The organism is Actinoplanes sp. SE50/110, assembly GCF_900119315.1.
GTDB lineage: Bacteria > Actinomycetota > Actinomycetes > Mycobacteriales > Micromonosporaceae > Actinoplanes.
Genome location: NZ_LT827010.1, coordinates 5,355,652 through 5,367,031, shown reverse-complemented (window position 1 = coordinate 5,367,031; position 11,380 = coordinate 5,355,652). Strand labels below are relative to the sequence as shown.

At 71.2% G+C, this 11,380-nt stretch carries 10 protein-coding genes; 6 read left to right on the top strand and 4 right to left on the bottom strand.

Annotated elements, in window-relative coordinates; genetic code table 11:
• Positions 1 to 11 precede the first annotated feature (11 nt).
• Complete coding sequence (locus tag ACSP50_RS24080; protein WP_014691889.1) at positions 12 to 971, top strand: LacI family DNA-binding transcriptional regulator; 960 nt, start codon at positions 12 to 14, stop codon at positions 969 to 971.
• Position 972: 1 nt separating this feature from the next.
• Here ACSP50_RS24080 and ACSP50_RS24075 read toward each other — a convergent pair whose 3' ends face one another.
• Positions 973 to 3,717 (bottom strand): M14 family zinc carboxypeptidase, encoded by a 2,745-nt coding sequence (locus tag ACSP50_RS24075; RefSeq protein WP_014691888.1) that lies wholly within the window; start codon positions 3,715 to 3,717, stop codon positions 973 to 975.
• 379 nt (positions 3,718 to 4,096) lie between these two features.
• Between ACSP50_RS24075 and ACSP50_RS24070 the strand changes: the two genes are divergently transcribed.
• Positions 4,097 to 5,224 (top strand): cellulose binding domain-containing protein, encoded by a 1,128-nt coding sequence (locus ACSP50_RS24070; protein ID WP_014691887.1) that lies wholly within the window; start codon positions 4,097 to 4,099, stop codon positions 5,222 to 5,224.
• A gap of 61 nt (positions 5,225 to 5,285) precedes the next feature.
• Here the strand turns inward: ACSP50_RS24070 and ACSP50_RS24065 are convergent, their stop codons facing one another.
• On the bottom strand, positions 5,286 to 6,701 hold the full coding sequence (locus ACSP50_RS24065) for an FAD-binding oxidoreductase (protein WP_014691886.1): 1,416 nt from the start codon (positions 6,699 to 6,701) through the stop codon (positions 5,286 to 5,288).
• Positions 6,702 to 6,780: 79 nt separating this feature from the next.
• Here ACSP50_RS24065 and ACSP50_RS24060 point away from each other — a divergent pair, with 79 nt between their 5' ends.
• Complete coding sequence (locus ACSP50_RS24060; protein WP_014691885.1) at positions 6,781 to 7,470, top strand: TetR/AcrR family transcriptional regulator; 690 nt, start codon at positions 6,781 to 6,783, stop codon at positions 7,468 to 7,470.
• A gap of 41 nt (positions 7,471 to 7,511) precedes the next feature.
• Entirely contained in the window at positions 7,512 to 8,042 is a 531-nt protein-coding gene (locus ACSP50_RS24055) for a TOPRIM nucleotidyl transferase/hydrolase domain-containing protein (protein ID WP_014691884.1), read from the top strand.
• A gap of 106 nt (positions 8,043 to 8,148) precedes the next feature.
• Here ACSP50_RS24055 and ACSP50_RS24050 read toward each other — a convergent pair whose 3' ends face one another.
• Both ACSP50_RS24050 and ACSP50_RS24045 read right to left on the bottom strand, forming a co-directional pair.
• Positions 8,149 to 8,616 (bottom strand): low affinity iron permease family protein, encoded by a 468-nt coding sequence (locus ACSP50_RS24050; RefSeq protein WP_157432796.1) that lies wholly within the window; start codon positions 8,614 to 8,616, stop codon positions 8,149 to 8,151.
• 148 nt (positions 8,617 to 8,764) lie between these two features.
• Positions 8,765 to 9,646 (bottom strand): sulfotransferase domain-containing protein, encoded by an 882-nt coding sequence (locus tag ACSP50_RS24045; RefSeq protein ID WP_014691882.1) that lies wholly within the window; start codon positions 9,644 to 9,646, stop codon positions 8,765 to 8,767.
• A gap of 301 nt (positions 9,647 to 9,947) precedes the next feature.
• On the opposite strand from ACSP50_RS24045, the gene ACSP50_RS24040 reads away from it, so the two are divergent.
• Positions 9,948 to 10,787: a MerR family transcriptional regulator gene (locus ACSP50_RS24040; RefSeq protein WP_014691881.1), complete on the top strand. Its 840-nt coding sequence runs from the start codon at positions 9,948 to 9,950 to the stop codon at positions 10,785 to 10,787.
• A 47-nt stretch (positions 10,788 to 10,834) separates the two neighbouring features.
• Positions 10,835 to 11,215 (top strand): VOC family protein, encoded by a 381-nt coding sequence (locus tag ACSP50_RS24035; protein ID WP_014691880.1) that lies wholly within the window; start codon positions 10,835 to 10,837, stop codon positions 11,213 to 11,215.
• Positions 11,216 to 11,380 lie beyond the last annotated feature (165 nt).

Sequence of the window (11,380 nt, the reverse complement as noted above, 5' to 3'; positions counted from 1 at the left end):
ATCGTCGGGTCATGGAGAAACGGGCGACGCTCGCCGACGTGGCGCGGGAGGCCCGGGTGTCGCGGGCGACCGCCTCCCGGGCGATCAACGGGGCGTACGGCACCTCCCCGGAGATGCGCGAGCATGTGCGCGCGGTGGCCCGGCGGCTGGGGTTCGAGCCGCACGCGGCGGCGCGGGCGCTGGCGACCGGGCGGGGCGGGGGCGGCCGCCGCGAGCGGATCGAGATCCTGATCGTCGATCCGGATCCGGCGGCGATGGGCGTCAAGCCGTTCTACGGCCGGGTGCTGGCCGGGGCGATGACCGCGGTGGACGGGCAGGACATCGCGCTGGAGGTGCGCCGGGTGGACGTGCCGCCGGCCGCGGACGACGATCCGCCGTTCGGACGCCTGCTGATCAACATCTCCGGGGCGGCCGGGGCGGCGTATGCGCGCCGCGGTCGGACGGTGGCGCTGGGCCGCTGTGCGCCGGGGGTCACGTTCGTCGCGCCGGACAATGACGGCGGCGGGTTCCAGGCCGCCGCACACCTGGTGATGAGCGGCCGGAAACGGGTCGGCGCGGTGTTCGGGCCGGCGACGCCGTGCGCGCGGGAACGGCGTGCCGGGTTCCTGCGGGTGATGTCCGGGGCCGGCCGGGAGGTGGTGGCCGCCGACGGTGACTTCACCCGGGCCCGGGCGTACGCGGCGACCCTCGAACTGCTGGACCGCGCCCCGGACCTGGACGCGATCTTCGCGGCCTGCGACGTGACCGCGATGGGTGTGCTGCAGGCGTTGCGGGCCTCCGGCCGCCGGGTGCCGGAGGATGTCGCGGTGGTCGGTTTCGACGGCAGCGCCCTGGCCGAGGCCGCCGACCTGACCTCGGTGTTCATGCCGGCCGAGGATGAGGCGGCCGCGGCCGTCCGGCATCTGCTCGACCCGGCCCGGCCGGCGCCGCGGCGGCTGCCGACGACGCTGACCGTGCGCGGGTCGAGCTAGCTCAGGCCACGATGGAGCGCAGCGGGATACCGGCGGCGCGCAGGTCGGCGATCAGGTCGCGCAGATACGGGTGCTCGTCGAACTGCAGGCCGTCCGGGTTCGGGATGGTCAGGTAGGCCGAGTCGCCGGCTACCGCCACCGTCGCCGTGCTCGTGTACCGGCTCACCACGCTCCGGGTGCGGGCCAGGTCGGCCACCGCCACCTGGATCCGGTCCGGCCGCCACTCGCCGCCCAGGTTCGGCGCCGCCGGCCGCGCGGCCGCGGCCGCCCTCGCCGGTTCCGGTCTCGCCGTGCGCGCCGCCGGCTTCGGGTTCCCGGCCGGGTACAGCAGCGCGTTGGCCACCAGCTGCATGCCGCTCTCGGTGTACCCGCGAAACAGCGGGTCGTTCGCGAACAGCACCGCCCGCCCCGCCCCGGTCGGCTCGTCGACCACCACCGAGGTGCCCTTGAGCACGTCCTCGTGCACCGTGTAGCCGTTGTGCCAGAATGTGCCGTCGCTCGGATAGGTCAGCACGTTCACGCCGGTGGTGCTCGGGGTGAGGATCGGGTCGCCGTTGTTGAACGCGAAGTCCGCGGCCGGCCGGCCCGTGCCGACCGGGCTGGCCGGGTTCACGTCGACCCGCAGGTGCGAGCCGATCACCAGGTAGTCGTCGGGCTGCGGCTTCTCGGTGGTCGAGGTCAGCCCGGCGGCCCGGGCCAGGCGGGTGCCCTCGTTGCGGAGACCGACGTAGGTGTGCCCCGCGCCGATCCAGGCCCGCAGGTTGGCCTGTCCGGCGGCGGTCAGTCCACCGGTCGGGTTGCTGCCGTCGGGCACCAGCAGCACGCTGCGCCGGGTGAACGCGGGCGTGTTGTCGTTGATGTCGGCGCTGGTCACCGGGGTGAGGTTCAGCCCCCAGCGGCTGCCGAGCAGGTAGCGGGCCTCGCCGTACGAGCCGGACGTGGTGGACACCCCGGCGCCGCGGAACAGCCCGACGTCGGGTGTGGTGAGCGCGGTCCCGCCGGTCCGCGCGCTGGGCGTCAGGGTGACACCCAACGATCGGGCCAGCCGGTCGACGGTCGGGGTGACCGCCGAGGCCGGTACCCGCACCAGATTCCCGTCGCGGACCGCGGCGATTCCCCGACCGAGCAGGCGGAAGGTCAACTGCGCCGCCGAGGCGGAATCCAGCGGGTACGTGTAGACCCGCCCCCGCCCGCTCGCCCCGCCCTCGACGCCGGTCACCAGGCTGCCCCGTGGGCGCACATCGTCACCGGTGTAGACGGTGTCGATCCCCATCAGCAGCGGATTGCTCCACGACGAGACGTCGTAGAAATACGGGAACGGGACGTACGGATCCTCGCCCAGCGTCGCCTGGATCCAGTGCTTCTGCGGCTGATCCATCGGGATCCAGTAGGCGCCCTTCGGAACAACGACCTCATCGGCCGTACGCCCGCCGAAGATCCGTGCGTGGGCGATCGTGACCGCCTTGCGCACCTCGTACACCTCGACGTCCATCCGCCGCAGCCGGTCGACCAGCCGTCGCACGTCGGCGAGCTGCCTGCCCGGCATCAGGAAATACGACCGGACTCGGATGTCGGGCACCGGGAACCGCACCTGGTTCTCCGGCTGCACCACCTGGTTCGGCTCCAGCTTGCCGGCGCGGCCCTCGGCGACCGCGTCACTCCACGTCCGGTAGTAGCCGGTCAGCACCTCGCGCCGGTTCGCCGCGGCCCAGCCCAGGGTCGCCCACTGGGTGTTGTACTGCTGCTGCACCCGGTCCTGCACCGAGGAGGCACTGCCTTTCTCGTACGTCATTCCGGCCGCCCCGAATCCGGTCGCCGGAACCGTGTCGCCGTACCCCATGTAGAACAGGTCGTACGTGTCGTAATTGAAATAGCACTCGGTGGTGACGGTGTCGCTGCACGCCCCGTTGTAGCCGAATGCCGCCTTGTTCGCCGCCCCGATCCGGTTGATCCAGTCCACCGGCGCGTCCGCGATCTCGTGGTGGATCGGGTCGGCGTCCGGCGGGAAGAAATACCGCTGTCCGCCCATCTCGTGCGCGTCCACGAACACCTGTGGCGGGTATTTCCGCAGCAGTTCCAGTTTGCTGTCGGTCTCCGGCTGGGTCCGCGCGAACCAGTCCCGGTTCAGGTCGAACCCGTACTCGTTCTGCCGCCGGTTCGCGTCCCGCCCGTCCGGGTTCTGGGTCGGCAGGATCACCGTGATCAGGTTGTCGTCGCGCTGCCGCACCGCGCAGGACGTGCCCGCGGCCAGCTCGTACAGCGTCTTGAGGCTGGCGTCCGCGCCACTGGTCTCGCCGCCGTGCACGTTCCCGGCGATCCAGACGATGGCCGGCTCCCCGGCCGCGATCCGCCGCGCCTGCTCCGCCTTCAGTTTCCGAGGATCCCGCAGCTCCCGGATCTGTCCGGCGATCCGGTCCAGGCTGCGCCGGGAGACGTGCCGGCTGCTGGAGACGATCGCGTAGTCGAGCGGCTGTCCCAGCACGCTGGTCCCCATGGTGCCACTGACCACCCGGTCGGAAGCCTTGTCGACGGCCGCCAGGTAGCCGCGGATCTCGGCGTTGGTGACCACCCGCTGCTGGCCGATGCCGAGCGGGAAGCCGAGGAAACTCTCCGGGCTGGGCACGGTGCCCAGATACCCGGCCGCGCCGGAGCACGACGGTGGACCGGCCGCCCCGGCCGGCGCCGGCGTCAGGGCCGCGGTCAGCAGGATCACCGCTGCCACGGTCGCGGGTCTCGGAATTCGCATCGTATGCCCGTTCCTTTCCCGGAAAACGCAACAAATGACCGCAGCCTAAAGCGGCTATTTATGCTGGTCAATGAACTGCGGTCATCGCGTTCCCGGGAGGGTGGTCGGCGGCCCCCGTCGCTGCCCCACCATAGCAGAGGTATGCGGCGAAAATCGGCCTTTGTCCGTTCTGGCGTCGCTCGCTGCCCACCGGCGCGAAGAAGGTCCGCGTACTGCCGCGCCTCGCGCTCCGGCCGGATCGGCCGGAGCCCGGTCGCCGCTCGCGCTTCCCGCCCGGAGCGGAGAGATCCGGTTCCGGAACCGGCTCGGCTTTCGACAAATGTCGATGTCTTGTACCGTGGTTTGGGAGCGCTCCCACTCCTCGTTCAAGGAGACTCCCATGCAACGGAAGCACCATGCCCTGGTCGCCGCCCTCGTCCTGGTGGCGTCCGGGCTCTTCGGGCTGACGCTGTCCAGCCCGGCGCAGGCCGACACCAGGATCTGCGACCAGTACGGGTCGACCACCATCGGCGGCCGGTACGTCGTGATGAACAACCGCTGGGGCACCAGCGCCGAGCAGTGCATCACGGTGACGGGCACCGGGTTCTCGATCGCCAGCCAGCAGGGCACCGGGAACACCAGCGGCGCGCCGGTGTCGTACCCGGCCGTCTACTACGGATGTCACTACACCAACTGCTCCCCGGGCACCACCCTGCCGCTGCGGGTTAGCGCGATCAGCAGCGCGACGAGCAGCATCAGCTACACCTTCGTGTCCGGGGCGACCTACGACGCGGCGTACGACATCTGGCTCGACCCGCGGCCGAACACCACCGGCGTGAACGCTCAGGAGATCATGATCTGGTTCAACCGGCAGGGCTCGATCCAGCCGATCGGCTCCCGGGTCGCCACCGCCACCATCGGCGGGCGCAGCTGGGAGGTGTGGCAGGGCAGCAACGGGTCGAACGCCGTGGTCTCCTATGTGGCGCCGTCGCCGGTGAGCAGCTGGAGCTTCAGCGTCCTCGACTTCATCAACGACGTGAAGAACCGCGGTGCGATCACCAGCTCGTGGTACCTGACCAGCATCCAGGCCGGATTCGAGCCGTGGATCGGCGGCGCCGGGCTGGCCGTCACCAACTTCTCCGCGGCGGTCGACGGCGGCGGCGCGCCGTCCGGTCCGGGCACCCCGTCGAGCCCGTCCAACCCGGGCACTTCCGGTTGCCAGGTCACCTACGCGCCGAACGTGTGGAACACCGGCTACACCGCGGACGTCACGGTGGCCAACACCGGTGGTGGGGCGGTCAACGGGTGGGCGCTCGGCTTCACCCTGCCGGCCGGACAGACGATCACCAGCTCGTGGAACGCGACGCTGAGCGGCAACTCCGGGGCGATCACCGCGCGCAACGTGAGCTTCAACGGCGCGATCCCGGCCGGTGGCAGCACGTCGTTCGGGTTCCAGGGCGCCTACAGCGGCTCGTTCGCCAAGCCGGCGTCGTTCACCCTGAACGGTACGGCCTGCGCGATCGGCTGAGCGTGACGCGGAGGTACGGCGCGGCGGCGCTCGCCGCGTCGTACCCCCTGATCGTTTCTGGTCAGGAATCGAAGGAGAAACCGAAGAGGTTGGCGGTCTTGAGAATCAGGCCGTCACGGCCGCCGTTACGGTCGGCGCGGGCGATCGCCCGCCGGATGACCTGCACCGCGGGGTACGCGATGGGTTCCGGCGGGATCGGCATCGGTCGCCTGGTCGCCATCCGCAGCCGGGTCCGCGGCGTGTCGGCCCCGGCGAGAAGGTCCAGCATGACGGCGCCGGCGAAGCGGGTCGCGGCCACGCCCAACCCGGTGAAGCCGCTGGCGTAGGCCACCTTGCCGCCCATCGCGAGGCCCTGGAACGCGGCCAGCCGGGTCGACATGTCGATCATGCCGCCCCAGGCGTGGGTGAACCTGATCTCGCCGAGCTGCGGGAAGGTGCGCAGGAAGTGGTCGGCGAGCCGGGCGAACGTTTCCGGTCGTTGGTCGAACTCCGGCCGGATGTCGCCGCCGCGGTGGTAGACCGCGTCATAACCGCCCCAGAGGATCCGGTTGTCGGCGCTCTTGCGGTAGTAGTGGAACTGCCGCGAGCAGTCGCCGATCCCGAACCGGCCGTGCCAGCCGATCTCGTCCAGTTGCGCCGGGGTGAGCGGCTCGGTCATCAGCACGTAGTCGTAGATCGGGATGGTCAGCATCCGGTTGCGCCGGAGCAGCGACGGGAAGCCGTTGGTGGCCAGCACCACCTGGCGGGCGCGCACGACGCCCATCCGGGTGGTGGCGCGGACCGTGCCGCCCCGATCGGTGAGTCTGGTCACCGGCGTGTGCTCGTAGATGCGTACGCCCAGTCTGCGGCAGGCGTCCTTGAGGCCCCAGGCCAGTTTCGCCGGGTGCACCAGGGCCGCGCCGGTCTCCTGGAAGGAACCGGCCCGGAACAGCGGCGACTTGACGATGCCGGCCAGCTGCTCCCGGTCGTAGAAGCGACCGGGCGCCGCCCGCAGTTCCTCGACCTGGTGCCGTTCGGTGGCGACGGCGAGTGAGCCGTTCTCCTCCCACTCGGCGTCGATGCCGTGCCGGGTCAGCGAGTCGCGGAAGCCGGCGAAGTTCTCCTCGGCGAGGCCTTCCAGCACCGCGAGGTCCTCGCCGAAGTAGCGCTGGCCGTTCTCCTGGCCGTGGGTGAGGCTGGCCTCGACGAATCCGCCGTTACGGCCGCTGGCCGCCCAGCCGATCTCCTCGCCCTCGACCAGGACGACGTCGCGGGCCGGATCCGCCTCTTTCGCCTGGAGCGCGGTCCACAACCCACAGTAACCACCGCCGATGATCAGCAGGTCGGTGTCGATGGTGCCGATCAGGGCGGGCAGCGGGACGGGCCGTCCGGGATCCTCGAGCCAGAACGGGGTCCGGGCCGCGTCGGCGAGCGCGGCGCGAATCCGCTTCTCGTCGGTCCGGATGTCAAGGTCGTAGGCCGGTGTGTCCGCCCGCATGCTGATCCTCCCTGGTCAGGGCCATAGGAAACCGCGTGCGGTACGCTTAGGTCAATGCGTTGACATAAGGAGTTCCGAAATGGCGACCACGCGGGGCAGTTCCGGCAGGGTCCGGCGGCGGCCCACCCGCAGCGGTGTGATCCTCGAACCGTCCATGATCATCGATGCCGCGCTGCGACTGATCGAGGCACCCGGTGGCAACGCACTCACGGTCCGTCGCCTCGGCGTCGAGCTCGGCGCCGACCCGTCGGCCATCTACCGCTACTTCCGCGATCTCGACGCGCTGCTGATCGCCATCGCCGACCGGCTGATCAGCGAGACGCTCGCCGGGTTCGAGTCCGGGCCGGACTGGCGGGCCGCGCTGCGCGAGATGGGCCGCGGCGTGCATGATTCGATGCTGCGGCACCCGCGGCTGGCCACACTGCGCGCCAGCCGGTTCACCGCCGGCCCCAACGAGCTGCGCGCCGACGACATCGGCATCGGCCTGCTGCTGCGTGCCGGCTTCCCCGCGCCGGACGCGGTGCGACATTTCCGGGACTTCATCGACGCCGTTCTCGCATTGGCGGCGATGGATGCCGCGGAATTGGCGCCGGGGCAGGAGGAAGCGGACCGGCAGGCACTCGCCCAGGCATATGCGACGTTCTCCCCGGAGGAATATCCGAATCTCGCCGCGGTCCGCGAGCACCTTCCGCAGATCGCCGTCTCCGCGTTCCCCGGCGTGCTCGACAAGCTGGTCGACGCGATCGCCGTGCAGCTGCCGGCATCGTAAACGGCTGGCGTCCGGCGATCCCGTCAGGCGAGGATGCGGCCATGACCGACGACGGGGACGCCCGGGCGCTGATCCTGGTCGAAGGGATCAGCGACCGGATCGCGCTGCGCACCACGGCCGCCGCCCGGGGCCGCGACCTCGACGCCGACCGGGTGCGGATCGAGCCGATCGGCGGAGCCCACGCCATCGGCCGCTACCTGCGCGACCTCGGTCCGGCGGCCGCCCGGCTCCGGGTCGTCGGCCTGTGCGATCGGCAGGAGCAGTGGACGTTCCGGGCCCACCTGCCCGCCGACCGTTACTTCGTTTGCGACCGCGACCTCGAGGAGGAGCTGATCCGCGCGGTCGGCGTCGCGTGCGTCGAGGAACTCTTCGCCGCCGAACGCGACCTGGACCGCTTCCACCTGTTCCGCAGCCAGCCCGCCTGGCGGGGCCGCCCGATCGAGGCGCAGATGCACCGCTTCGTCCGCAGCTCCTCGCGCCGCAACCTCCGCTACGCCCACCTGCTCGCCGCGGCCGCCGCGCGGCGTGACACCCGGCCCGGCCCGCTGGCGGCGCTGCTCGACGCAGTCTGAGCCCCGGCTTCTCGATCGACCTCACCGTCCGGGTTCCGGAAGTCGGCCGCCATGTCGTGGAGGCGGCGACCGGGTTCGCGAGTGGACCCGCGGATGGCGCAGCCCATCATGGCCACTGGGCTTCGGGCGTGTTCTCTCGCGAAGCGATGTCGCGATGGTGAAGCTCCTGCAACTCCCGCTCCGGCACCTCCTCCAGGGCGATCAGCCGGTTGTCGGCGGCCGGCACGGCGCGCAGCAATTCGTCGAGCTTGCGCTGCAGTGCCACGGCTTGCCGAGCCTGCGTGTGCTGAACGGTGAACACCATGGTCAGGGTGATCAGCGAGCTGGTCACATACAGGGCGTTCTCCCACCAGCCGGGGAAGCTGATCACCACACCGATGATCAGCCAGGCCACGACCAGTCCGGCGACCGCGAGACCAGCCAGCGAGTGGGCGGACAGTTCGCCGAGCCGATGGAGCAGCCGGCTGCTGAGGGCGCGCTGCCGCCAGTATCGCCGCCGGGTCCGGTGTGCCAGAGCGACGGCTCGCTGATGATCGTCCACACCGCTTCCGGAGGGTTCGAGGGTCGGCTTCACCACCTGATCCCGCCCTGCTGACCGATGGACCTGCGATGGGGAGACCGACGGCTGCGGGATCTGGGCACCGAAGCCCTATTCCGCTGTTGACCAGCGACCAAACGTCGGCGGATCGTCGGAGACCGCCGACCCGAGGCCACCCCGGGCCCTATCGTTGCAACCACTCGACGAATCCGGGGGCGGCCACCGAGCGCAGCACCGAGTCGTAGGCGGCCAGGTCGTCGTCGGTGAGCACGTCACGCCACTGCCCGCTCCGGCCTGACCGGAAGAACGCCGTCTCGCTGGTGAACAGGCCGAGACGCTCGTCCGGGACGAGCCGTGCGGCATTGCCCCGCATGGCGTCGAAGCCGGCCGCCCCCACCAGCGCCGGCCACGATCTCTCCGGCACGTCGAGAGCCAGGTGTCCGGCCAGCGCCCGCATCTGCCCGGGCAGGTCGGCGCTCAGCTCGGCGTAGTGCAGCAGCACCACCGACGGGTCGGCGCGGCACTCCCAGGCCTGGCCGAGGTGGTGAACCATGGTGCGCAGCGTGTCCATGCCGACGGTCGGCGGCCGCTCGTCGTGCATCCACTGCAGGATCCGCTCCCGCCGGGACGCCGGCCGCCGAGGCGCCGCGCCGCCACCCAGCAGCCGCTCGAAGACCGTGCCGTCCAGATTGGCGCGGTGGTGGTCGATCGACACCCCGACGTCCCGCGGATCCCGGCCGATCACCAGATACGTCACGCCCGGCCACCGCGGCAGCCCGTCCAGCGGCGTGTGCGTCTTGATGAACCGGCGGTGCCGTTGGGCCGCGAGCGTCGCCGTTACGTCCCCGATCGGCCGCAGCCGGATGTCCAGCCACGGCGACAGCGTGGTCAGCGGCGCCGGCAACGCGGGCTCCTGCAGGATCAGCAGTGCGCAGATCATCTGCAGCCAGGTGGTCCCGCACTTCGACGGCGCGCTGATGACGATGTCCCCGGTCCGCGGCTCGAATCGCTCCCACCGCGTGCTGTCGTTCAACCCGGCCCGATAGACCGGCAGCGTGGTCCCCATCGTGAGACCCTACCGAAGGCAGTCTTTCGGGAAGAACCTGATCAGCGGGCCGCGCCCGGCTGCCGTCGACCCGCAGGCGCGGCCGGGTCAGGCAGTGGTCACCCTTGCCGCGCGCGGCCCGCCGGCGCGGCACCCGCCTGTTCGCCTCGGGCTTCCGCGTGGAGCACCGGCCGCCCGCCGATCGACGGTCCGCCGCCGGCTTCCGCGCCGCTCGTCCTGCCGGGAGGATCGGTGGCCGATGTCCCGGGCCACCTGGCCGCCCGATTGACTCTCCCCGTGCGGGAGGGTGCAGGCTGTCGCGGTGGCAGAGTTACTGACGGTCGGGGAGTTCTCCCGGCTGACCCATCTGACGGTCAAGGCGTTGCGGCACTATCACGATGCCGGGGTGCTGGAGCCGGCGCTGGTCGACCCGTCGACCGGCTATCGGTACTACACGCCGGAGCAGGTGGAGGTGGCCCAGCTGGTCCGCCGGCTGCGCGAGGTGCGGATGCCGGTCGCCGGGGTGCGTCAGGTGGTGTCGGCACCCGATCTGCCGGCCCGGGAGTCGGTGATCGCCGCCCACCTCGACGTCCTGCGTCGGGAGCTGACCGCGACCGCCGCGGCGGTCGGATCGTTGCGGGCGCTGCTGGCCGGCGGGGACACCGCTGAGCTGATCTTCCGGGACACCGCGGAACAGCACTGCCTCATGATCGACGGTGATGTCGGCCAGGACGACCTCACCCCGTGGTGTGCCATGGCCTACCCGCGGTTGTACGCCGTCGCGGGCCGCCACGGTCTCGTGCCGCGGGGTCCGTCCGGCGCGCTGTACGCCTTCGCCTGGTTCCAGGTCGGCGGCCGCGTGACGGCCTTCCTCCCGGTAGCCGCCCTCCCGGCGGCGGACGACGGAGAGCAGCGTGCCGGGATCCTCGGCGAGGGGGTGCGGTGGGGGATTCTGCCGGCTGGGCGGCATGCGGTCGCCGTGCACGCCGGGCCCTGTCACGACCTGGACCGCACCTACGCCGGGCTGGGGCGTCAGGTGCTGGCGCAGGGGATCGGGGCGCCCGGTCCGGTCCGGGAACAGTACCTGGTCACGTCCGCGGACACCGATGACCCGGATCAGTTGCGGACCGAGGTCTGCTGGCCGGTCGTCGCTGCGGGGTGACGGTGCTCATGTCGTACACAAGTAATCGATTTTGAAGGAGTTCCCTGATGCCGCTGTCCATCGCGCAGATTGTCATCGACTGTGCCGACGCGCAGAAGCTGGCCGCTTTCTGGGCGGAAGCCCTGGACCGGCCGGTCGACCCGGGCGCCGGCCCGGAATTCGCCACCATCGGTCACGGCGCCGCCTCGACCGGCAACGCGCCGGCGCTGATGTTCATCGCCGTCCCGGAGCCCAAGCGCGGCAAGAACCGGCTGCACTTCGACCTCGCCGCCCGCCAGGTGCCGGACTGGCGCAGCGAGGTGGACCGGCTGCTCACACTCGGTGCCACCCGGGTCGATGAACACCAGGCTTTCGGCTGGCACTGGATCACCATGCGCGACCCGGAGGGCAACGAGTTCGACCTCGGCGCGGGCGCCGCCACGTCCTGACCGCCGAACCCGACCACGCGTGCGACGGGCCCCCGGGAGCGGCTGCCGCCGCTGATCAGCCCCGCCGAGCCCGCTCTGCGGACGCGTACGGACAAGGGTGATGGAACCTTTCGCCGTGCCGATGTCTTTCGAAGGGGTGAGATCGGTTCGGCAAGGGGGTTCTGA

Coding starts and splice junctions, on each gene's coding strand:
- ACSP50_RS24060 (WP_014691885.1), top strand. CDS start 6,781: ATGGCGACCACGCGGGGCAGTTCCGGCAGGGTCCGGCGGCGGCCCACC.
- ACSP50_RS24075 (WP_014691888.1), bottom strand. CDS start 3,717: ATGCGAATTCCGAGACCCGCGACCGTGGCAGCGGTGATCCTGCTGACC.
- ACSP50_RS24035 (WP_014691880.1), top strand. CDS start 10,835: ATGCCGCTGTCCATCGCGCAGATTGTCATCGACTGTGCCGACGCGCAG.
- ACSP50_RS24070 (WP_014691887.1), top strand. CDS start 4,097: ATGCAACGGAAGCACCATGCCCTGGTCGCCGCCCTCGTCCTGGTGGCG.
- ACSP50_RS24065 (WP_014691886.1), bottom strand. CDS start 6,701: ATGCGGGCGGACACACCGGCCTACGACCTTGACATCCGGACCGACGAG.
- ACSP50_RS24055 (WP_014691884.1), top strand. CDS start 7,512: ATGACCGACGACGGGGACGCCCGGGCGCTGATCCTGGTCGAAGGGATC.
- ACSP50_RS24080 (WP_014691889.1), top strand. CDS start 12: ATGGAGAAACGGGCGACGCTCGCCGACGTGGCGCGGGAGGCCCGGGTG.
- ACSP50_RS24045 (WP_014691882.1), bottom strand. CDS start 9,646: ATGGGGACCACGCTGCCGGTCTATCGGGCCGGGTTGAACGACAGCACG.